This is a genomic window from Sphingomonas folli (assembly GCF_019429525.1).
In the GTDB taxonomy this organism is placed as follows: domain Bacteria; phylum Pseudomonadota; class Alphaproteobacteria; order Sphingomonadales; family Sphingomonadaceae; genus Sphingomonas; species Sphingomonas folii.
Genome location: NZ_JAHXZL010000002.1, coordinates 184,088 through 204,923, shown reverse-complemented (window position 1 = coordinate 204,923; position 20,836 = coordinate 184,088). Strand labels below are relative to the sequence as shown.

The 20,836-nt window shown below is 71.9% G+C and carries 27 protein-coding genes and 1 tRNA gene; 3 read left to right on the top strand and 25 right to left on the bottom strand.

The window, feature by feature from the left end:
* Positions 1-480 precede the first annotated feature (480 nt).
* Positions 481-1,815, top strand: coding sequence for an AmpG family muropeptide MFS transporter (locus KZ813_RS03500; protein ID WP_219753586.1), 1,335 nt, complete (start codon positions 481-483; stop codon positions 1,813-1,815).
* 192 nt (positions 1,816-2,007) lie between these two features.
* Here the strand turns inward: KZ813_RS03500 and KZ813_RS03495 are convergent, their stop codons facing one another.
* From KZ813_RS03495 to KZ813_RS20015, 17 genes are all read right to left on the bottom strand, one after another.
* Complete coding sequence (locus tag KZ813_RS03495) at positions 2,008-2,442, bottom strand: DUF6628 family protein (RefSeq protein WP_219753585.1); 435 nt, start codon at positions 2,440-2,442, stop codon at positions 2,008-2,010.
* Between the two features lie 68 nt (positions 2,443-2,510).
* The gene (locus tag KZ813_RS03490; RefSeq protein WP_219753584.1) at positions 2,511-3,851 is read right to left on the bottom strand and encodes a bifunctional folylpolyglutamate synthase/dihydrofolate synthase; all 1,341 of its coding nucleotides are present in this window, start codon (positions 3,849-3,851) and stop codon (positions 2,511-2,513) included.
* A gap of 19 nt (positions 3,852-3,870) precedes the next feature.
* Complete coding sequence (gene accD / locus KZ813_RS03485) at positions 3,871-4,734, bottom strand: acetyl-CoA carboxylase, carboxyltransferase subunit beta (RefSeq protein WP_219753583.1); 864 nt, start codon at positions 4,732-4,734, stop codon at positions 3,871-3,873.
* Positions 4,731-5,540 (bottom strand): tryptophan synthase subunit alpha, encoded by an 810-nt coding sequence (gene trpA, locus KZ813_RS03480; RefSeq protein WP_219753582.1) that lies wholly within the window; start codon positions 5,538-5,540, stop codon positions 4,731-4,733. Before trpA ends, accD begins: the two co-directional genes overlap by 4 nt.
* Complete coding sequence (gene trpB / locus KZ813_RS03475; protein WP_219753581.1) at positions 5,537-6,796, bottom strand: tryptophan synthase subunit beta; 1,260 nt, start codon at positions 6,794-6,796, stop codon at positions 5,537-5,539. Before trpB ends, trpA begins: the two co-directional genes overlap by 4 nt.
* Positions 6,793-7,431 (bottom strand): phosphoribosylanthranilate isomerase, encoded by a 639-nt coding sequence (locus KZ813_RS03470; RefSeq protein WP_219753580.1) that lies wholly within the window; start codon positions 7,429-7,431, stop codon positions 6,793-6,795. Before KZ813_RS03470 ends, trpB begins: the two co-directional genes overlap by 4 nt.
* Positions 7,432-7,741: 310 nt before the next feature.
* The gene (gene pyrF, locus KZ813_RS03465; RefSeq protein ID WP_219753579.1) at positions 7,742-8,416 is read right to left on the bottom strand and encodes an orotidine-5'-phosphate decarboxylase; all 675 of its coding nucleotides are present in this window, start codon (positions 8,414-8,416) and stop codon (positions 7,742-7,744) included.
* Complete coding sequence (locus KZ813_RS03460) at positions 8,416-8,772, bottom strand: hypothetical protein (RefSeq protein WP_258046377.1); 357 nt, start codon at positions 8,770-8,772, stop codon at positions 8,416-8,418. Before KZ813_RS03460 ends, pyrF begins: the two co-directional genes overlap by 1 nt.
* 101 nt (positions 8,773-8,873) lie before the next feature.
* Entirely contained in the window at positions 8,874-9,293 is a 420-nt protein-coding gene (locus KZ813_RS03455) for a SufE family protein (RefSeq protein ID WP_219753578.1), read from the bottom strand.
* Between the two features lie 55 nt (positions 9,294-9,348).
* The gene (locus KZ813_RS03450) at positions 9,349-9,588 is read right to left on the bottom strand and encodes a hypothetical protein (protein WP_219753577.1); all 240 of its coding nucleotides are present in this window, start codon (positions 9,586-9,588) and stop codon (positions 9,349-9,351) included.
* Between the two features lie 27 nt (positions 9,589-9,615).
* Entirely contained in the window at positions 9,616-9,870 is a 255-nt protein-coding gene (locus KZ813_RS03445) for a hypothetical protein (RefSeq protein WP_258046376.1), read from the bottom strand.
* A gap of 28 nt (positions 9,871-9,898) precedes the next feature.
* Positions 9,899-10,186 (bottom strand): hypothetical protein, encoded by a 288-nt coding sequence (locus tag KZ813_RS03440; protein WP_219753576.1) that lies wholly within the window; start codon positions 10,184-10,186, stop codon positions 9,899-9,901.
* 22 nt (positions 10,187-10,208) lie between these two features.
* Positions 10,209-10,517: a hypothetical protein gene (locus tag KZ813_RS03435; RefSeq protein WP_219753834.1), complete on the bottom strand. Its 309-nt coding sequence runs from the start codon at positions 10,515-10,517 to the stop codon at positions 10,209-10,211.
* A gap of 31 nt (positions 10,518-10,548) precedes the next feature.
* Complete coding sequence (gene pspC, locus KZ813_RS03430) at positions 10,549-10,929, bottom strand: envelope stress response membrane protein PspC (RefSeq protein WP_219746801.1); 381 nt, start codon at positions 10,927-10,929, stop codon at positions 10,549-10,551.
* Positions 10,929-11,225 carry an envelope stress response membrane protein PspB gene (gene pspB, locus KZ813_RS03425; RefSeq protein WP_219753575.1) on the bottom strand — a complete coding sequence of 99 codons (297 nt, stop codon included), beginning with the start codon at positions 11,223-11,225 and terminating at the stop codon, positions 10,929-10,931. The genes pspC and pspB overlap by 1 nt, the downstream gene beginning before the upstream one ends.
* A 1-nt stretch (position 11,226) precedes the next feature.
* The gene (pspA, locus tag KZ813_RS03420) at positions 11,227-11,889 is read right to left on the bottom strand and encodes a phage shock protein PspA (RefSeq protein WP_219753574.1); all 663 of its coding nucleotides are present in this window, start codon (positions 11,887-11,889) and stop codon (positions 11,227-11,229) included.
* Between the two features lie 80 nt (positions 11,890-11,969).
* Complete coding sequence (locus KZ813_RS20015) at positions 11,970-12,101, bottom strand: hypothetical protein (protein ID WP_258046375.1); 132 nt, start codon at positions 12,099-12,101, stop codon at positions 11,970-11,972.
* A 175-nt stretch (positions 12,102-12,276) separates the two neighbouring features.
* Here KZ813_RS20015 and pspF point away from each other — a divergent pair, with 175 nt between their 5' ends.
* Positions 12,277-13,347 (top strand): phage shock protein operon transcriptional activator, encoded by a 1,071-nt coding sequence (gene pspF / locus KZ813_RS03415; protein WP_219753573.1) that lies wholly within the window; start codon positions 12,277-12,279, stop codon positions 13,345-13,347.
* A 63-nt stretch (positions 13,348-13,410) separates the two neighbouring features.
* Complete coding sequence (locus KZ813_RS03410) at positions 13,411-14,025, top strand: superoxide dismutase (RefSeq protein WP_219753572.1); 615 nt, start codon at positions 13,411-13,413, stop codon at positions 14,023-14,025.
* 486 nt (positions 14,026-14,511) lie between these two features.
* On the opposite strand, the gene KZ813_RS03405 is transcribed toward KZ813_RS03410, so the two are convergent.
* The 8 genes from KZ813_RS03405 to mreC all read right to left on the bottom strand — a co-directional run bounded on the left by KZ813_RS03405 (position 14,512) and on the right by mreC (position 20,815).
* Positions 14,512-14,784: a DUF1488 family protein gene (locus KZ813_RS03405; RefSeq protein ID WP_219753571.1), complete on the bottom strand. Its 273-nt coding sequence runs from the start codon at positions 14,782-14,784 to the stop codon at positions 14,512-14,514.
* Between the two features lie 84 nt (positions 14,785-14,868).
* Positions 14,869-15,534, bottom strand: a complete 666-nt coding sequence (locus tag KZ813_RS03400; RefSeq protein WP_219753570.1) for a spermidine synthase — start codon at positions 15,532-15,534, stop codon at positions 14,869-14,871.
* 10 nt (positions 15,535-15,544) lie between these two features.
* Positions 15,545-15,913 carry a DUF6481 family protein gene (locus KZ813_RS03395; RefSeq protein ID WP_219753569.1) on the bottom strand — a complete coding sequence of 123 codons (369 nt, stop codon included), beginning with the start codon at positions 15,911-15,913 and terminating at the stop codon, positions 15,545-15,547.
* A gap of 87 nt (positions 15,914-16,000) precedes the next feature.
* Positions 16,001-16,076 (bottom strand) — tRNA-Lys (locus KZ813_RS03390).
* A 113-nt stretch (positions 16,077-16,189) separates the two neighbouring features.
* Positions 16,190-17,296 carry a rod shape-determining protein RodA gene (rodA, locus tag KZ813_RS03385; protein WP_219753568.1) on the bottom strand — a complete coding sequence of 369 codons (1,107 nt, stop codon included), beginning with the start codon at positions 17,294-17,296 and terminating at the stop codon, positions 16,190-16,192.
* Entirely contained in the window at positions 17,293-19,407 is a 2,115-nt protein-coding gene (gene mrdA / locus KZ813_RS03380; RefSeq protein WP_219753567.1) for a penicillin-binding protein 2, read from the bottom strand. Before mrdA ends, rodA begins: the two co-directional genes overlap by 4 nt.
* Complete coding sequence (mreD, locus tag KZ813_RS03375) at positions 19,407-19,916, bottom strand: rod shape-determining protein MreD (RefSeq protein WP_219753566.1); 510 nt, start codon at positions 19,914-19,916, stop codon at positions 19,407-19,409. The genes mrdA and mreD overlap by 1 nt, the downstream gene beginning before the upstream one ends.
* Positions 19,913-20,815 carry a rod shape-determining protein MreC gene (mreC, locus tag KZ813_RS03370; protein WP_219753565.1) on the bottom strand — a complete coding sequence of 301 codons (903 nt, stop codon included), beginning with the start codon at positions 20,813-20,815 and terminating at the stop codon, positions 19,913-19,915. Before mreC ends, mreD begins: the two co-directional genes overlap by 4 nt.
* Positions 20,816-20,836: the final 21 nt, after the last annotated feature.

Below are 20,836 nucleotides of genomic sequence, written 5' to 3'. Positions count from 1 at the left end.
CGCGCCTCTGCGTGAGAAGCCTCTTCGCGTCTTCGCGTCTTCGCGTGAACTACGTCGTGCATGCGGGCCGCGGCGGCTCTTGCATGACGACGCGCCGCACCTCCGGCTCGAACAATGGTTCACGTGAAGACGCGAAGACGCGAAGACGCGAAGAAGGTTCGTTCACGCGGAGGCGCGTAGACGCGGAGGTGTCGCGCCTTTGGCGCGCCTCGCGCGTCAGAACAGCGCGTAGACGGTCAGAGCCGCTCAGCGGCGAGTCCGATATCTCCGCGTCCCCGCGCCTCCGCGTGAGAAAGCCCTTCGCGTCGTGGCGTCTTCGCGTGAACTCACCTCGCGCCCGCCCCGCCGCCCCATCCACCACCCGCACCGCTCTGCCGCAGCGACGCGCCTGCCGCGCCTTCCGCTCGCGGCGGGGATCGTCTAGCGCTCGCTGTACGGCGCGAACCATCGCCGGGACAGAGGACGGAGCGGATCGGATTGATGGCGACGCGCGCGGACGGCAAGACCTGGCGGGACGGGATCAGGCCCTATGTCGAGCGAGGCCCGATCGCCGCCTTCGCGCTCGGCGTGTCCTCGGGCTTCCCCTACGCGATGATCGCCGCGACGCTGACGACGCGGCTGGCGCAGGACGGCATCGACAAGAAGACCGTCACCGCCTTCAGCCTCGCCTTCCTCGCCTATAATCTCAAGTTCCTCTGGGCCTGGGTGGTGGACGGCGTGCGGCTGCCGGTGATCGGGCGGCTCGGCCAGCGCGTGTCGTGGCTGCTGTTCGCGGGCGCGCTGGTGATCGCCGCGGTCGTGCACCTCGCCTTCGCCGACCCGAGAGCAAGCATCGCCGCGACCGCGGTCGCGGCGGTGCTCGTCGGTGTCGCCGGGGCCACCTATGACATCGTCATCGACGCCTATCGCATCGAGATATTGGAGCCCCGTCAGCTCGGGGTCGGCTCGGGGATGAGCCAATATGGCTGGCGCATCGGCTCGGCGGGCGCGGCCTCGCTCGCGCTGGTGGTGGCGGCGCGCTACGGCTGGACCGCGGCCTATTGTGCCTGCGCCACGCTCGCGCTGCCGGCGATGCTCGCCGCGCTCGTGGTGGGCGAGCCGCGGCGCCACCGCGACCCGGTGCGCCGCCGCGGCATCGGCGAGGCGCTCGCGGCGACGTGGCAGCCGTTCACCGAATTCTTCCGGCGGCCCGGCGCGGTCGTGATCCTGCTGTTCATCCTGATCCACAAGATCGGCGACACGCTGGGGCAATTGGTGCTGCGGCTGCTGCTCGACTCGCTCGGCTTCAGCAACGACGAGATCGCGCTGTACGACGTCGGCGTCGGCTTCTGGGCTTTCCTGATCGGCATCTTCATCGGCGGCTGGCTCTACGCGCGGCTGGGCATGAAGCGGTCGGTGCTGCTCAGCCTCGTGCTGATGGCGGTGTCCAACGTCAGCTTCGCGCTGCTCGCCGCGGCGGGGCACAGCAACATCGGCCTGGCCGGCGCCATGGTCTTCGAGAACGTCGCCTCGGGGATCGGCGGGGTGACCGTGGTCGCCTATTTCTCGGCACTCTGCGACCTGCGCTTCACCGCGGCGCAATATGCGCTGATCTCGGCGGCGTCGAGCATCGTCGGGCGGGTCGTCACGGGCACCACCGCGGGCTCGCTGGTCGAGCGCTTCGGCTATGTCGGCTTCTACTGGCTGACGGTGGCGCTGGCGCTGCCCGGCGTGCTGCTGTTCTTCTGGATGGGGCGCTCGGGGCTGATCGACCGCTCGGTCGGCAGTGCCGGGACGGAGGGGCCGGGCGACGCGCGCGACGGGCGGATGGCGTAGGGGGCGGAGGCCCGTCCTCCTTCTCCTCGTCATCGACGCGCGGGCGGGGATCCAGGGCCGCAGCCGTGACGGCTCGATCGCCAGCGACCGCGTTTATGAATCCCGGCCGGCGCGGGGATGACGATCAGAAGGCGATCACATGAGGAGCCGCGGGGGCCGCCTGAGCCTCTCTCCAGACGCTCGTCCTCGCCGTCACAGCGACACGGGTCGCCCCTCGTCGGCGAAGGCCGCGGCGACCGCGGCGGCGCTGGCGAGCACGCCGTCGACGTGGCGCTGGCCGAGCAGGTCCTGCATCAGCAGCCGCGCGCTCTCGACCCGCACCTCCACCCGCGCGACGATCGACAGCAGCACCTGCTCGGACGGCGTCATGCGCGCGCAGCAGCACGGCGCGATCGCGATCGGCGCGGCGGCACTGGCGGCCATGTCCGCCATCAGCGCGCGGATCAGCGTGAGCGGCCGTCGGAACGCCTCGCCGAACGCCGAGAAGAGCGCGTGCGCCGCGCGCGCGTCGGCGAGCCCGTGCGCCCCCATCCGGCGCATCGCGAACAGCAGCACGCGCGCGTTGCCGCACTCGGGCAGGGCATAGGGCAGGGCCTGGAGGGTGGTGGCGGCGGACAGCTCGGGCATACGGGCGACTCCTCGTTCGTCGCCAAGGTCGTTCACGCGCTATTGATAGTCAATCGCATAATTGCGGGTCAGTCGGGCAGCTCATCGTTCGCGCTCAACACCTCACCGGCGAGGTAGAGCGAGCCGAGCACCAGCAGCGCGCGCGGTGCTGGCTCGGCGCGGGCGACCGCCGCGATCGCCGCCCGGATCGAGGCGGCGGTCGCGCTCGCGGGAACGCCGAGCGCGCGCGCCAGCGCGGCGAGATCGGCGGGGTCGTGATGCGCGTGGCCGGGCACCGGCAGCGCGACGACCAGCCCGACCCGGTGCGCGATCGGCGCGAGCAGGCCGCGCGGGTCCTTGTTCGCGAGCATCCCCAGCACCACCGCGAGCGAGCGCGCCTCCCCCGCGCCGGCGACCCGGTCGATCGCGGCGCCGAGCGCCAGTCCGGCGGACTCATTGTGCCCGCCGTCGAGCCACACCGGGGTCGCGCCGAGCGGGCCCGTGAGCTGCGCGGTGAGCGGCCCGGGGGAGAGCCGCTGCAGCCGCGCGGGCCAGCGCGCGCCGCCTGCCGCGGCGGCGAGCGCGGCGTCGTCGACCGCCACCACGTCCTGCGCGCGCAGCATCGCCGCCGCGAGCGCCAGATTGTCGGCCTGGTGCGCGCCGGGCAGTGCGGGCAGAGGGAGCGACACGGTGCCGCGACGGTCGCCGAGCTCGACCGCCCGCTCGGTCACGCGACGGTGCCACGCCTCCCCCTCGACCAGCAGCCGCGCTCCCACCGCCGCGGCGGCGCGCGCCACCGGCACCGCCGCCTCGGGCGGATATGACATGGTGACGAGCGGCGCGCCCGGCTTGGCGATCCCCGCTTTCTCCGCCGCGATCTGCGCCAGCGTGTCGCCGAGGAACGCCTGATGGTCGATCCCCAGCGCGGCGATGCCGCAGGCCACCGGCGCGGGCAGCACGTTGGTCGCGTCGAGCCGGCCGCCGAGCCCGACCTCGATCACGCAGGCGTCCGCCGGGGTGCGCGCGAAGGCCAGGAAGGCGGCGGCGGTGGTCACCTCGAAGAAGCTCGCGCCCACGTCGCCGCCGGCGTCGAGCACTTCCTCCAGCAGCAAGGCGAGCGCGGCGTCGTCGATCAGCCGCCCGGCCAGGCGGATCCGCTCGTTGAAGCGGACGAGATGCGGGCTGGTATAAACGTGGACGCGGTGCCCCGCGGCCTCCAGCGCGGCGCGCAGATAGGCGCAGGTCGAGCCCTTGCCGTTGGTGCCGGCGACGTGGAACACCGGCGGCAGCCGACGCTGCGGGTCGCCGAGCCGCGCCAGCAGCCGCGTGACCCGGTCGAGCCCGAGCACGTCGGCGCCCGGCGAGAGCGCCCACAGCCGGTCGAGCTGCGCCTGGACGCACGGGTCGGCGGAGACGGCGTGGTCGGCCATCGGGCAGGGGCGCGTCGCCTCAGGCGGCGCGGCGCTCGCCGCAGAGATAGCCGATCACGGTGGCGAGCCGGTCGCGCAGCTCGCGGCGGTGGACCACCATGTCGATCAGCCCGTGCTCGAGATAATATTCGCTCGTCTGGAAGTCCTCGGGCAGCTTCTCGCGGATCGTGTTCTCGATCACGCGCCGCCCGGTGAAGGCGAGCGTCGCCTTGGGCTCGGCGATCTGCACGTCGCCCAGCATCGCATAGGCCGCCATGACGCCGCCCGAGGTCGGGTCGGTGAGCACGACGATATAGGGCAGGCCGGCGTCGTGGAGCAGCTGGATCGCCACGGTGCTGCGCGGCATCTGCATCAGGCTGAGGATACCCTCCTGCATGCGCGCGCCGCCGCTGGCGGTGAAGACGATGAAGGGCGCGCGGTCCTTGATCGCGGCCTCGACGCCCTGGACGAACGCCTCGCCCACCGCCTGGCCCATCGAGCCGCCCATGAAGGCGAAGTCCTGCACGCCGATCACCACGCGCTGGCCGTGGATCGTGCCGCGCGCGTTGACGAAGGCGTCCTGCTCGCCGGTGCTGGCGCGCGCCGCCTTGAGCCGGTCGGCGTAGCGCTTCGAGTCGCGGAACTTGAGCGGGTCCTCGGCGGCGCGCGGCGGCGCCAGCACCTCGGCGCTGCCCTCGTCGAGCAGATAGGCGAAGCGCTGCTTGGGCCCGATGCGCTCGTGGTGGTCGCAGTTCGGGCAGACGAACTGGTTCTCCTCCAGCTCCTTGGTGAACACCATCGTGCCGCAGCCCTTGCACTTGTGCCAGAGCGTGTCGGCCGCCTGGGTCTTGGCGCCGGGGACGAAGCCGCCGATCGCGTTGCGGACGTTGCTGAGCCAGCTCATGCGGTGATCTCTCTTGCCTCGACGGTGGCCGCGATGGCCGCGGCGAGCGATTGGACATAAGCGGTGACCGGCCCCGCCGCGGCCGCGCCGTGCCGCGCGACCAGCTCGACGATCGCCGAGCCGACCACCACGCCGTCGGCGACGCGCGCGATCGCGCCCGCCTGCTCGGGGGTGCGCACGCCGAAGCCGACCGCGACGGGCAGGTCGGTCGCCGCCTTGAGCCGCGCCACCGCCTCCTCGATCGACGCCTGCACCGCCTGCTGCTTGCCGGTGATGCCCGCGACCGAGACATAGTAGAGGAAGCCGTCCGCGCCGGCGAGCACCTCGCCGATCCGCTCGCCGACCGTGGTGGGCGTGGCGAGGCGGATCATCGCCACGCCGGCGTCGCGGAGCGAGGGCCCCAGCGCCTCGTCCTCCTCGGCGGGGACGTCGACGCAGATCACCCCGTCCACGCCCGCGTCGCGCAGCGCCGCGGCGAACCACGCGGGCCCGCGCCGCAGCATCGGGTTGGCATAGCCCATGAGCACCAGCGGCACGTCCGGGTGACGCGCGCGGAAGTCGGTCGCGATCCGCAATATGTCGGCGGTGCGCGTGCCCGCGGCGAGCGAGCGGATGTTGGCGGCCTGGATCGCGGGCCCGTCCGCCATCGGGTCGGTGAAGGGCATACCCAGCTCGATCACGTCGGCGCCGCCCGCGACCAGCGCGTCGAGGATCGCGGGGGTGGCGGCCGCGTCGGGGTCGCCCGCGGTGACGAAGCACACCAGCGCGGCGCGACCCTTGGCGAAGGCGTCGGCGAGCCGGGTCACATGCTTACTCCCAGCGCCTCGGCGACGGTGAAGATGTCCTTGTCGCCGCGCCCGCAGAGATTGGCGAGGATGATGCGGTCCGCCGGCATGTCCTTCGCGCGCTGCGCCACCGCGGCGATCGCGTGCGACGGCTCGAGCGCGGGGATGATCCCCTCGGTGCGGCACAGCAGCTGGAAGGCGTCGAGCGCCTCACGGTCGGTCACCGCGGTATAGTCGACGCGGCCGATGTCCTTGAGCCAGGCGTGCTCGGGGCCGATGCCGGGATAGTCGAGCCCGGCCGAGATCGAGTGCGCCTCGGCGATCTGGCCGTCGTCGTCCTGGAGCAGATAGGTCTTGTTGCCGTGGAGCACGCCGGGGAAGCCGCCCGCGAGGCTGGCGGCGTGCTTGGCCTCGAGCCCCTCGCCCGCGGCCTCGACGCCGAGCATCGCGACGTCATCGTCGAGGAAGGGGTGGAACAGCCCGATCGCGTTCGACCCGCCGCCGATCGCGGCGACGAGCAGGTCGGGCAGGCGGCCGGTGCGGTCGAGCAGCTGCGCGCGCGCCTCGCGCCCGATCACGCTCTGGAAGTCGCGCACCAGCTCCGGATAGGGATGCGGGCCGGCGGCGGTGCCGATGATGTAGAAGGTGTCGTGGACGTTGGCGACCCAGTCGCGCAGCGCCTCGTTCATCGCGTCCTTCAGCGTGCGCGCGCCGCTCTCCACCGCGCGCACCTCGGCGCCGAGCAGTTTCATGCGGAAGACGTTGGGCTGCTGCCGCTCGACGTCCTTGGCGCCCATGTAGATCACGCAGGGCAGGCCGAAGCGCGCGCAGACCGTGGCGGTGGCGACGCCGTGCTGGCCCGCGCCGGTCTCGGCGATGATCCGCGTCTTGCCCATGCGGATCGCGAGCAGGATCTGGCCGACGCAATTGTTGATCTTGTGCGCGCCGGTGTGGTTGAGTTCGTCGCGCTTGAACCACACCTGCGCGCCCATCTCCGGCGCAGCGCTCTGGCGCAGCGTCTCGGTCAGCCGCTCGGCGTAGTAGAGCGGCGAGGGGCGACCGACATAATGCTCCAGCAGGTCGTCGAACTGCGCCTTGAACGCCGGGTCCTGCCTGGCCGAGCGATAGGCGCGGTCGAGCTCAAGGATCAGCGGCATCAGCGTCTCGGCGACGTAGCGGCCGCCGTAATCGCCGAAATGGCCGCGCGTGTCGGGCTGCTGGCGCAGGCTGTTGGCGCGCGCCGCGGGATCGGGGGCGGGGGTGAGCGTGTCGGTCATAGCTGGGCGACCCGTTGCAGGAAGGTGGCGATCTTGTCCACGTCCTTGACGCCGGGGGCGCGCTCCACGCCCGAGGAGACGTCGACCAGCCGCGCGCCGGTGCGCGCCGCGGCCTCCGCGACGTTGCCCGCGTCGAGCCCGCCCGAGAGCGCCCAGGGGAGCGGGTGCCGCGCGCCGTCGAGCAGGCGCCAGTCGAAGCGGACGCCCATGCCGCCGGGCAGCGCGGCGTCGTCGGAGGTCTTGGCGTCGTAGAGCAGGCGATCCGCGGCACCGAGATAGGCGGGCGCGGCGGCGAGGTCGGCGGCGGTCTTCACCGCGAGCGCGACCCAGGTCTCGACCGCCGCGTGCCGGCGCAGCGCCGCGGCGCGCGCGGGCGTCACCTTGTGGAGCTGGATCGCGTCGAGCCGCGCCGCGGCGACGGCCTCCGCGACGAGCGTGTCGTCGGGGTCGACGAAGACGCCGACGCGGCGCGCGCGGTCGCTCGCGCGCGCGGCGAGCGCGGCGGCACGGTCGGGCGTGAGGTGGCGCGGCGACGGCGGGAAGAAGACGAAGCCGACGTGGCTCGCCCCGCCGGCGAGCGCGGCGTCGAGCGTGTCCGGCGCGGAGAGGCCGCAGATCTTGGCGGTGACGGGCATGAGCGACTCGGTCGGTGGAGGCGGCGACATAGGGGCGACGGCGCGGGTTTGCCACCTGGCGGGCGGAGACGCGGAGAGTGTTGGTCGTGTCGGACGGACCTTTGTGCCGGCAGGCACACGTCTTCCGCCATCCCGGACTCCCCCAGCCGTCATCCCGGACTTGGTCCGGGATCCACCGTGCCGCACCTCTCGAACGCCTTACTCTCGCGGAGCAGTGGATCCCCGACCAAGTCCGGCATGACGGCAGGAGTGGACGAGGGCCGGTCTCACGCCAAGATAGCTGCGAGTCCTGGTGCCGCCTCCGGAAGTCCTATAGCGTCGCGGCGATCGCCCGCGCGGCGGCGTCGGGGTCCTCGGCCTGGGTAATCGGGCGGCCGATCACCAGGATCGAGGCGCCGTCGTCGGCGGCCTGGCGCGGCGTCACCACGCGCTTCTGGTCGCCCGCCGGACCGTCCGCCGGGCGCACGCCGGGCACTACGAAGAATCCGCCCGGCCACGCCGCCTTGGCCGCGCCCACCTCGGCGCCCGAGCAGACGATGCCGTCGAGCCCCGCCTCGCGCGCCAGCTCGGCGAGGCGCAGGACATGGTCGTGCGCGCTGCCGCCCACGCCGGTCTGCACGAGGTCGCGCTCGTCGAGGCTGGTGAGCATCGTCACCGCGACCACCCGGGTATCCGGATGCGCCGCGGCCTTGGCGTCCTCCAGCATCGCGCGGCCCCCGGCGGCGTGGACCGTGAGCACCGCGGGGGCGAGCGGGGCGAGCGACTGCACCGCCTTGGCGACCGTGTTGGGGATGTCGTGCAGCTTGAGGTCGAGGAACACCGGCAGCCCGACCTCCTCCAGCGCGCGCACCCCGGCGGGTCCGTTGGCGCAGAAGAACTCGAGCCCGAGCTTGATCCCGCCGACATGGTGGCGGACCTTGGCGGCGAGCGCCTGCGCGCGCGCGAGATCGGGGGTGTCGAGCGCGACGAAGATTCGGCTGGTCATCACGCGACTCCCGGCGGCACGGCGCTGGGCACCGCGGCGGGCGGCGGCGGGGTGACCGGGGCGGCGACGGCGGGCACCGCCGGCTCGCCCGCGCGCGCCGCGGCGAGCGCGCGCTCGGTCTCCAGCGCGCGCTCGGCGGCGGTGAGCCGCTGGCGCAGGCGGAAGCGCAGCCATTGCTGATAGACCAGCGTCGGCACGAAGCCGAGCAGGAAGGTGGTGAGCAGCAGCAGCGGCAGGTTCACCTCCGCCACCAGGCCGCCGAACAGCTGGATCGAGACGTTGGTCCAGTTGCCGAAGGTGAACACCGCGGCGAGGAACGCCATCAGGCACCAGAACAGGAGCTTGAGGAACTGCATCGGCGCACGCTAGGCGGCGCGTCCGGAATTTACCAGTGCGCGGTGGCGCGCCGCGGCGGCGCGGAATGGGACGCGCGCGGCTCGGAAGGGGGAGGCGGGCCTTACCCCACGTAGCGGCGCGCGGTCTCGCGGATCAGCGCGATCATGTTGGGGATACCCTGGGTGCGGTTCGAGCTCAGCTGCGCCTTCAGCTCGAACGGCGACAGCGCGCCCTCCACGTCGGTGGCGAGGATCTCGGCGGGCGGCCGATCCTGGACCGTCAGCAGCACCAGCGCGATGATCCCCTTGGTGATCGCGGCGTTGCTGTCGGCGAGGAAATGGAGCGTGCCGTCGTCGGCCACGGTGGGATAGACCCAGACCGAGGCGGAGCAGCCCCGCACCAGCGTCGCCTCGGTCTTGAGCGCCGCGGGCATGGGCTCGAGCGAGCGGCCCAGCTCGACCAACAGGCGGTAGCGGTCGTCGCCCTCGACGAACTCATATTCCTCGCGGATCGCGTCGAGCGTGGGAGCGGTGTCGGTCATCGCGCGCGGGCTACCCGCCGCGCGCGCGCGCCGCAACTGCCCAGAGGTCCACCGCTCAGAGGTCCACCCCGGCCGCGATCGCCTCGAGCTTGCGGATGCGCTCCTTGAGGTCGGCGATCTCGATCCGCGCGCCGGCGCTGGGCGGCGCGGGGGCGTGGCCGGCGCGCTCGTGCCCGAGCTGCTCGTGCTGGAGCTGGAGCCAGCCGCGCCAGCCGTTGAGCGCGGCGTAGATCAGCATCGCGAGTCCGGCGAGACCGGTCGCGGCCATGCTGAGGTAGAAGGTGGGATCTGACATGGCTGCCGTCTCCGTGGCGGGTTGGTGTCAGCGGTCGCGCAGCTGCTCGATCTGGCGTTCCAGATCGGCGCGGCCGTGGCTGTCGGTGATGAGGCGCTCGAGCACCGCGACGCGCTCCTTGAGCTGGCGCACCTCGTCCTGCGCGCGGCCGCCGTCGCCGGCGGCGTGGCGTATGCTCTCCTCAGCGTGGAGCCGTGCCATCGCGCGATAGCGCTCCTGCATCACTCGGCCAAGCACCGCGATCAGCACGATCAGCACGATCATCAATGAGGTCGGACCCATGTTACTCTCTCCTCCTCGCCGACGCCGCTCAGTTGAGCCGGTCGTCGCGCAATTGCTCGATCTGCGCGGCGACGTCGGCGCCGCGGTCGGTCGCGATCCGCTCCAGCACGCGCACGCGCGCCTCGAGCCGCTCGGTGTGCGCCGCATATTGCGCGGCCTTCTCCGCGGTGGCGTCGGTCAGCACCTGCGCCATTCGTTCCTTGTGGATCAGCCAGCGCCGGAACATCTCGCCGCCGACGCCGAGGATCACGGGCAGCCCCACCACCACGAAGGCGAGCATGAAGAGCGTGAACCCGTTGAGCCGTTCCAACCACATGATCTCTCTCCCCATCCGGCGCTCAGCGGTCGCGCAGCGCCTCGATCTCGCGCGCGGTGCGGACCGCGGGATCGGTGGCGAAGCGCTCGAGCACCGCGATCCGCTCCTCGAGCCGGCCGACCTGCCCGGTGAGCCGCTCGTTCTCGGCCTCGAGCAGCCCGACGGTGCGATCCGTCCCCGGCGCGTCGCCGGGGGACGCCGCCATCGCGTGCCGCCGCCGCCCGCGGCGATCGTCGTCGAGCGGGTAGCCGTGGCGCGCGCGCACCCAGGTGCGGAAGGCGTGCGAGGCGCTCACCGCGGTGACGATCCCCACCGGCACCATCCAACCCATGTCCATGTCCGAGCCTCCCTCTCGCGCCGTGTCAGCGCAGGCTGTCGATCTCGCGCGCGAGCGCGCTGTTGCGGCTGGTGTAATGGAGCTCGATGTCGGCGAGCCGCCGGTCGATCTCGCGGAACTTGGCGCGTACCTCCGCGGTGGAGCGCTTCGGGTTGGAGCGCACGCCCTGCCAGAATTTCTGGTCCTCGCGGTCCTGGTACAGGCCGGCGGGCTTGGGCTCCGCCATCCAGGCGATGAGCACATAAGCGAGGATCGTCCACCAGAAGCCGCTCGCCATGGTGAGCAGCACGGTGATCACGCGCACCCAGACCACGTCGATCCCGGTGTAGTCGGCGATCCCCGAGCAGACGCCCTTCCACTGGCCGTTCTGCGGGTCGAGGTAGAATTTGGTACGACTGTCGGACATCAGTTCCTCCGATCGATCGAGCGCGACGCGGGCTGGTCGAGGCGATAGTCGGGCTGGTTGCGGTAATCGGCCATGCCCGGGCGGAAGTCGGGATTGTCGGCGGCGACGATCCGCTCGACGGTGTTGACGCGGTCCTCGAGCCGGCGCGCGAGATTGTACATCTCGTCGAGCAGCCGCTCGTCCTCGTCGGTCATCCGCGGCGCGGTCTTCCACCGCGTGACATAGTGGAGGATCAGCCAGGGCAGGCCGATGAACAGCGAGGTGATCGCGATCATCGGGACAAACACGTCTTCCACCTCAATTCTCCCTGTTCAGCTTGGCCTTGAGCGCGGCGAGCTCGGCGTCGATCTTGTCGCTCGAGCGCAGCGCGTCGAACTCGTCCTCGAGCGACTTGGGCCTGAGCCCCATCGCCTCGGCGCGTCCCTCGGCCTCGTCGGCGCGGCGCTCCAGCACCTCGAAGCGACTGAACGCCTCGTGCGTCTTCGGCCCGTTCCACATCTCGCGCAGCTTGGCCTTGGTGTTGGCACTCTCCAGCCGCGTCGCGATCGCGTTCTGCTTCGCCCGTGCCTCGCGCAGCTTGTTCTGCAGCTTGGCGATGTCCTCCTCGGACGAGCGCAGCGCCTCGTCGAGCGTGGCGACCTCGTCGCGCAGCTGCGCGCCCATCTCGGCCGCCTTGCCGCGCTCGACCAGCGCGGCCTTGGCGAGGTCCTCGCGGTCCTTGGACAGCGCCAGCTCGGCCTTCTCGGTCCAGCTCGCCTCGATCTCGGCCAGCTTCTGGATGTGCCGCCGCATCTCCTTCTGATCGGCGATGGTGCGGGCGGCGGACGCGCGCACCTCGACCAGCGTCTCCTCCATCTCGAGGATGATCATGCGAACCATCTTCGCCGGGTCGTCCGCTCGCTCGAGCAGCTCGGCCATGTTGGCGGCGACGATGTCGCGGGTGCGGGAGAAAATGCCCATCTCGATAAGGACTCCTGCGTAATCGGTCCCTTGTAGCGGATCGCGCGGGCGGCGGGGAGGGTGCCGCGCCGCGCGGGCTGTCACGCCACCCGGTGGACCGGCGCGCCGCCGAGCGCGGTCGCCGGGCCGACGGCGCCGAGCACCATCGTGGCGCTGACGACGAGGGTGAGGGCGAGCGCGGCGAGCTTGCTGGTACGGTCGGTGCGGGTCATGGTGTGTCTCCTTCGTCCTGGGTTGCCGAGACTTTTGCAGGAGGCGTGCCAACTGCCCGCGGTCGCCGATTTCCCCAGCTTTTCCGCCATTCCCGGCCATCGGGGCGGCCCCGGAGGCGAGTAGGAAGATTTCTACGGTTGCCAGCGCTTGGCATAATGCGCCAGAAGTTGGCGCATGGAGCGCACCACCCAGGTCGTCGGTCAGTCGGGCGTCTTCCTCGACGCGCTGGAGCGCGCGAGCCGCGCCGCGGGGCTGGATCGGCCGGTGCTGGTGATCGGCGAGCGCGGCACCGGCAAGGAGCTGGTGGCGGAACGACTCCACCATCTCAGCCCGCGCTGGGACCAGCCGCTGGTGACGATGAACTGCGCCGCGCTGCCAGAGACGCTGATCGAGGCCGAGCTGTTCGGCCATGAGGCGGGCTCCTTCACCGGCGCGACCAAGGCGCGCGTCGGCCGCTTCGAGGAGGCGGACGGCGGCACCCTGTTCCTCGACGAGCTCGGCACCCTGTCGATGGGGGCGCAGGAGCGGCTGCTGCGCGCGGTCGAATATGGCGAGGTGACTCGGATCGGCGCCTCGCGCCCGCGCCGCGTCGACGTGCGCATCGTCGCCGCGACCAACGAGCATCTGCCCGACCGGGTCGACTCGGGTACCTTCCGCGCCGACCTGCTCGACCGGCTCTCGTTCGAGGTGGTCACGCTGCCGCCGCTGCGCGCGCGCCGGAGCGACATCGCGGTGCTCGCCGACTTCTTCGGCCGGCGCATGGCCGCCGAGCTGGGCCGCGACGAGTGGGAGGGCTTCACCGACGAGGCGATGGAGCAGATGCGCTCCTATCGCTGGCCGGGGAACGTGCGCGAGCTGCGCAACGTCGTCGAGCGCGCGGTCTACCGCTGGGAGCGCGGCGGCGCGATCGGCGAGGTTGAGTTCGATCCCTTCGCCTCACCGTACCGGCCCGGCACCCAGCGGCCGTCACCGTCGAGCGCGGCGCCCTCCTCGCCCGCGTCACCGCCCGCGGCCGAGCCGGCGGGCGAGGCGCGCACCGAGCCGGACGACACCGAGGTCGCCGCCTGCGAGGTCGGCCCGTCCGACTTCAAGAGCCGGGTCGCGCGCTTCGAGCGCGAGCTGCTCGCCAAGGCGCTCGCCGACAACCGCTTCAACCAGCGCGCGACCGCCGAGGCGCTGGGCCTCAGCTACGACCAGCTGCGCCACGCGCTGCGCCGGCACGACCTGATCGGCGCGGTTGCGTAACGATCGCGCGGGAGCCATTTGGGCGCGCGTCGCGTTGCGCACGCGAACCCACAGGAGGATCCCATGGCTTTCGAACTCCCGCCGCTGCCGTACGACTATGACGCGCTGGAGCCGGTCATCTCCAAGGAGACGATGACCTTCCACCACGACAAGCACCACAAGGCCTATACCGACAAGCTCAACGAGGGCGTCGCCGCGGACTCGAAGCTGGAGGGCCAGTCGATCGAGCAGATCCTGGGCCAGATCTCGTCGCTGCCGCCGCTGCTGCGCAACAACGGCGGTGGCTATTGGAACCACGACTTCTTCTGGAAGATCATGGGCAAGCCCGGCAGCACCGGCGGGCCGAGCGGCAAGCTGGCCGAGGCGATCGACGCTTATGGCGGGCTCGACAAGCTCAAGGAGGACTTCAACACCAAGGGCGCGGGCCAGTTCGGCTCGGGCTGGGCGTGGGTGATCGTCGACCAGAGCGGCCAGCTCAAGGTGACCTCGACGCCGAACCAGGACAACCCGCTGATGGACGTGGTGAGCGACCGCGGCACGCCGATCCTGGGGAACGACGTGTGGGAGCACGCTTATTACCTCACCTACAAGAACGACCGGCCGGGCTATCTCAAGGCGTGGTGGGACGTGGTGAACTGGGACGAGGTGGGCCGCCGCTTCGACGCCGCGACCGCGTGAGGTGAGTGGGGGAGGGCGCCGCGCCGGTAGACCGGGGCGGCGCTCCCGCCATATGAGGTTCGAGCCTCTTCCGACCTACATCCTCCCCCGCGAGGGGACGTGGCAGGCCGAAGGCTGACGGAGGGGTGACCTGGTCGGCGAGCATCGATGGATGCGCCACCGGCGACGCCCCTCCGTTGCGCTGTGCGCGCCACGTCCCCTTTCAGGGAAGGCGCTGAGGAGGCATCCTCTTTTTAAGTGTCTTCGTTGCGACGCGCCATCCGTCGTTTCAGCGCCGCGGCGTATCCGGAGCGCGGCGGGCGAGCACCACCACCATGCCGAGCGTGGCGATCGCGCCGATGCCGCCGACCGCCACCACCAGTGCGCTGGGTACGTCCATGATCCTCTCCTCGCCGTCGTGCGGCTGTCGTTGTGACAGGAGAGTGACGGGAGTCGGCGGGCCGCGCAATGACCTTGTTGCGCCACCCGCCTCATTGACTTCTCGAATTATTCCAAATCGTTCTCGCTGACGACGATCGTCCCTGTGCCGTTCCCGCGCGACAGCGCCGCGAGCGCGGCCTCGCTGATCGCGTCGGAGAAGCGGTTGAACGTGTCGATCGCGTCACCGTCGGGTGCGTCGCCGCTCAGCGCCTCGAGCACGTCATATTGCACCGCGAACTCATATTCGTCGCCGTCGACCTCGCCGGTGAACTCCACCTGACGCTCGTCGATGTTGTCGAGCAGCGAGTTGTTGTCGATCTCCAGCTCGTTCGCGGCCATAACGTCTCCTTCTATGCGGCAGCTACAGGTGGAGCGGTAAAGTCGCGGCCGGCGCGGGTGTTCCGCCCGACCCGCACGATCGGGTCAGCGCGCGAACCAGATGACGTGGGTGGCGCCCTTGCCGTTGGAGCGCGCGCGTACCTTCACCTCGTCGACCGCGAAGCCGGCGCGCGCCAGCCGCCGGGCGAACGCGGGGTCGGGAGCGGCCGACCAGATGGCGAGCACGCCGCCCGGCGCCAGCGCGGCGCGCGCGTCGTCGAGCCCGCGCGCGTGATAGAGCGAGTCATTGGCCTCGCGCGTCAGCCCGTCGGGGCCGTTGTCGACGTCGAGCAGGATCGCGTCGTAGCGGCGTCGCGCGCGGCGGATCACGGCGCCGACGTCGCCGATCTCGAGCGTCACGCGCGGGTCGTCGAGGCAGCCGGCGGTCAGGTCGGCCATCGGCCCGCGCGCCCAGTCGATGATGCCCGGCACCAGCTCGGCGACGAGGATCTCGGCGTCGGCGCCGAGCCGGCCGAGCAGCGCGCGCAGCGTGAAGCCCATGCCATAGCCGCCGACGAGCAGTCGCGGCGCGGCGCGGCCGGCGAGCCGGTCGCACGTCATCGTGCCGAGCGCCTCCTCCGAGCCGCTCATCCGGGTGCTCATCAGCTCGTTGCGGTCGAGCACGATCATGTGATCCGCGCCGCGGCGGAACAGCCGCAGCGGCGCGCCGCCCGGGACCTGGGCGACCCCGACCAGCTCGCGCTGGATCACGTGCGCCGCGTCACTTGCGCTGGCGCGCCTTGCGCGCGGCGTAGCGCGCGTCGCGCGCCGCCTTGAGCTCGGCCGCGGTCGGCAGCGACACCGCGCGCTTGGCGGCGGCCTCGGCGGCCGCCTGCTCGGCCGCGGCGGCGTCGGCCTCGGCCTGCGCGCGCGCCTCCTCCTTGGCGGCCTTCTTGGCCTCGATCGCGGCGCGGTGCGCGGCGCGCTTCTCCTCCTCGGCCGCCTCCTTGGCCGCGCGCGCGGCGGCACGCGCCGCCACCTGCTCGGGATCCGGCGCGGGCCGGTTCTTGAGCAGCTCGAGCGCCTTCTGCTTGGCCTCGCGCGCCGCCGCGGCGCGATCGTTGAAGTCGGGGGCCTTGAAGCCTGCCATGCCTGAGTCGTCTCCGTCGAAAGGGGCCGGTGATGTCCCGGCCCATAGCACAACGGCCCCGCATCGCTGCGGAGCCGTTGAAAAAACTGGTGGACGCACTTGGGCTCGAACCAAGGACCCGCTGATTAAGAGTCAGCTGCTCTACCAACTGAGCTATGCGTCCGTGACCGGCGGGAAAGAAGCGGTTGGTGCCGCCCCGCGATCGGGAAGCGCGCCTCTACCAACGCGCCCCAACTTTGCAAACCCCCTTTTTCGCACCGCCGCGAGAAAAGCCGCTCACCAGCGCTGGCGCAGCTTGGACGAGCGATCGATCCCCATCAGGATGCCGAGCGAGATCAGCACCGTCATCTGCGCCGAGCCGCCGAAGCTCACCAGCGGCAGCGGGATGCCGACCACCGGCGCCAGCCCCATCACCATCATCAGGTTGATCGCCATGTAGAAGAACATGGTCGTCGCGAGCCCCGCCGCGGCGAGCTTGGCGAAGCGATCCTCGGCGCGCACGCCGACGTTCACGCCCCAGCGGATCACCAGCAGGAAGGCGATGATCAGGAAGGCGCCGCCCGCCAGCCCCCATTCCTCCGCCATCGTCGCGAAGACGAAGTCGGTGTGGCCCTCGGGAAGATAGTCGAGGTGGCTCTGCGTGCCGTTGAGGAAGCCCTTGCCGAAGATTCCGCCCGATCCGATCGCGATCTTCGACTGGCTGATATGATAGCCGCTGCCGAGCGGGTCGCTCTCGGGATCGAGGAAGATCAGCACGCGATGGCGCTGATAGTCGTGGAGCACGTACTCGAAGGCGACGGGGATCGCGACCGCCGCGGCGAGCGCGCCGCCGACGAAGAGCCGCAGCGGGATGCCGGCGAGGAACATCACGGTCGCGCCGCCCGCACAGATCATCAGCCCGGTGCCCAAATCGGGCTGCGCCATGACGATCAGGGCGGGCAGGCCGATCAGCACCGCCGCGGGCCACAGTGCGGCGAAGCGTCGCGTCTCGGTCGCGGGCAGCAGCGCGTAGAAGCGCGCGCAGGCGAGCACGATCGCCAGCTTCATCAGCTCGGACGGCTGGATGCGCAGCGGCCCGAAGCCGAGCCAGCGCTGGCTGCCGCCGCGCACCGCGCCCAGCAGCTCGACCAGCACCAGCAGCACCAGGATCACCGCGTAGATCCAGAAGGCGGAGCGCTTCCACCAGTCGAGCGGCACGCGCGACAGCACCACCGACCCCGCGAGGAAGACGAGGAAGCGCGCGCCCTGCGGCACCACCCAGGGGGTCAGGCTGCCCCCCGCGGCCGAGTAAAGCACGATCAGCCCGAAGCCGCCGATTCCCGCGACCAGCAGCAGCACGCGCCACGGCAGCGCCGCGAGCGGGGCGGGGACGAAGCCGCTCACTCGCGCCCGGCCCCGGCGTCACCGCCACGGTCGTTCTCGCTGTCGGGCTCGGGCGAGCCGCTGCGCGCCGGGCCGCCCCCGGCGGCGGTGTCGGCCGCCTGCGCCTCGGCGGTGGCGTTGGAGGCGTCGGTCGCCGCGGCGACCGCGTCGGAGCCGGTGGCGGCGACGTCGTCGAGGTCGGGCTGGGGCGGGGGCGGGGCGTGCGCGGCGCGATAGGCCGCCGCCTCCGCCGCCATGCGCGTGCGGATGTCGCCGCCCCAGGTCGGCTCGACCTCGGCCAGGCTCTTCAGCGCGCGCTCGCGGTCGAACAGATAGGTCATGATGTCGCGCCCGATCATCGGCGTGTCGAGGTTGCGCACGGTGTGGCCGTTGTGCTCCAGCACCACCGCCGCGGCGTAGCGCGGGTTGTCATAGGGCGCGAAGCAGACGAACAGGGCGTGGTCGCGCAGCTTGAAAGGCAGCTGCCCGTTCTTGAGCACGCCGCTGCGCCGCTCCGCCGGGCTGATGTGGCGCACCTGCGCGGTGCCGGTCTTGCCCGCGATCGCGACGCCGGGCACCAGCATCCGCGCCACGCCGCCGGTGCCCCCGGCGTTGACCACGCCGTACATCGCCTCGCGGATCAGGCGGAAATGCTCGGGGTCGATCGCCATCGGCTCGGCGCGCGGCTTGAACGGGTCGCGGATCAGCGTGGGCTGGAGCTGCAGCCCCGAGCCGAGCCGGCTCGCCATCACCGCCAGCTGGAGCGGGTTGGCGAGCACGTAGCCCTGGCCGATCGAGGCGTTGATCGCGTCGGCGACCTTCCACTCGGTCTTGTACTTGCGCTTCTTCCACTCGCTGTCGGGCACGGTGCCGTAGCGCTGCGTGGCGAAGGGCAGGTCGAACTTCTGCCCGAGGCCGAGCGCGCGCGCCACGGGGGCGATCTTATCGTAGCCGACCCGCCGCGCCATCTCGTAGAAATAGATGTCGCAGCTCTGCATGATGGCGTTCTTGAGATCGAGCGGGCCGTGGCCGTGGCGCTTGTGGCAGTGCCACACGCCGGTGCCGACCTGGAACGCGCCCGAGCAGAACACGCGGTCGTGCGGGTCGACGCCCGCGGCGAGCAGCGCCAGCCCGTTCATCGGCTTCACCGTCGAGCCCGGCGGGTACAGCCCCTGGGTCACCTTGTTCATCAGCGGGACGTGGTCGTTCTCGCTGAGCATCTTCCACTCGAGCTGGCTGATCCCCTCGGAGAAGCTGTTGGGGTCGTAGGCGGGCATCGACACCATCGCGAGCATCTCGCCGTTGGTGCAGTCGAACACCACGCACGAGCCCGAGTTGGTGCCGAGCCGCCGCGCCGCATATTCCTGCAGCCCGGCGTCGATCGTCAGCCGCAGCGTGCGCCCGGGCACGTCGGGGCGGGTGGCGAGCTCTTTGACGAGTTTGCCGCGCGCGGTCACCTCGACCCGCTTGGCCCCCGCGGTGCCGCGCAGCAGCGGCTCCATCGTCTTCTCCAGCCCGTCCTTGCCGAGCTTGAAGCCGGGGGTGAGATAGAGCGGGTCGCGCACCTTCTTATATTGTTCGGCGGTCGCGGCGCCGACGTAGCCGATCAGATGCGCCACCGCGGCGCCCTGCGGATAGTGGCGCGCGAAGCCGCGCGACGGCGCGACGCCGGGCAGCTCGGGCTGGCGCACCTGCACCGCGGCGAAGCGATCCCAGTCGATGTTCTCGGCGATCTCGACCGGGCGGAAGCCGGGCGAGTGCTTCAGCTCGGCCTCGATCTGCGCCACCTCCTCGTCGTCGAGCCCCAGCAGCGCGCGCAGCCGCGCCAGCGTACGGTCCTTGTCCTCGAGCCGGTCGGGGATGACGTCGACGCGGAAGTCGGTGCGGTTGCTCGCGATCGGCTGGCCGTGGCGGTCGACGATCCAGCCGCGCCTTGGCGGGATCATCGTCATGCTCACGCGGTTGCGCTCGGACAGCAGGTTGTAATGCTCGTTCTGCGTGATCGCGAGATAGCCCATCCGCCCGATCAGCAGCCCGCCCAGCCCGATCTGTCCCGCGCCGAGCAGCCAGGCGCGGCGCGAGAAGCTGTAGGCCTGCGCGGCCTCGGTCATGACGCGCGGCGGCCGCGCCATCAGCGTGCCCGCTTGAGGTCGATCCACGCCACCAGCCGGGCGGCGGCGGGGAAGAGGAGGACGGAGAGGATGATCTGGATCACGAGCACGCCGTCGACATAGGCGGAGAGCGGGCTCGCGAACAGCCGTCCCCCCGCCAGCGCGAGCGCGATCGCCACCGCGGCGATCGCCCAGCTCTGCGCGAAATCGCGCACCCCCGACCGCGCCTCCAGCGCCTCGACCAGGAAGAAGGCGAGCGTCCACAGCAGCGTCGCGCTGCCGAGCGGCTGGCCCGAGACGAGGTCGTCGAACAGGCCGAGCAGCGCCGGCGCCCAGACCCGCAGCGACAGCGGTGCGAGCAGCCGCCACGACAGCATCATCAGCAGCCCCAGCGGCGGCAGCAGCCCGAGCGAGGCGTTCCACGGCAGCGTCGTCGCCAGCGAGCCCGCGAGCACGCTCGCCCAGGGCAGCAGGCGCGCGCGGCCGGGCGGCAGCGGCTCCTCGAACAGCGGGCGCGCCGGGAGCGTCACGGCTCGGGCGTGGGCGTCGGCGAGGGCCTGGGCGCGGGCGGTGGCGGGGCGGGGGGCGGCGGCATGAAGGCGCGGTGCACCAGCGCGACGTCGAGCGAGTCGGGGCGCGCGAACGGCCGCGCCGGCGCGCTGTCGGTACCGCCGCGCAGCACCCGGGCGACCGGCACGCCGGGGACGAAGATCCCGCCGGTGCCCGAGGTGACGAAGAGGTCGCCGGGGCGGAAGCGCCCGTCGGCGGTGTCGATCGTGCGCACGTCGACCAGCCCGTCGCCGCGCCCCGCCGCCAGCGCGGGGCGGCCGTCGCGCGTGCGGCGCACCGGCACCACGCTCTCGGGATCGGTGATCAGCAGCACGCGCGCGGTATCGGGGCCGGCGTAGAGCACGCGCCCGATCAGCCCCTCCGGTCCCGTCACCGGCTGGCCGTCCGCCACGCCCTGGAAGCTGCCCGCGTTGAGCAGGCCGAAGCGGCGCGTGCTCGACGCGCTGGTGCTGACGATCCGCGCCGCCGCGATCGTCTCGGGCAGCCGGTCGCGCAGCACCAGCAACCGGCGCAGCCGCACGTTCTCGATCTGCGCCTGGCGCCCCGCCAGCAGCGCGCCGCGCGCCTGGGTGAGCCGCGCGCGCAGCGCGCGGTTCTCGCCCCGGACCTGGAAGTGCGAGGCGATCGCGTCGGGCACCGAGGCGATCTGGCTGCCCGCGCCCGCGAGCAGGGCGGCGGGGGGGGCGGTCAGCTCCGCCACCGCCGCGCGCAGCGCGCTGAACGCGACCGGGTTGAAGGTCGAGAGCGCGAGCAGCACGCCCCCGACCACCGCCCCGGCGATGCCGAGGATGTAGGTGAGGAACAGGCTATATTGTGCGCGCCGCGAGAAGCCCGGGCGCCGATCGCGTGACGGCGCCATTGCCGTCATCTCCTCGCCTCG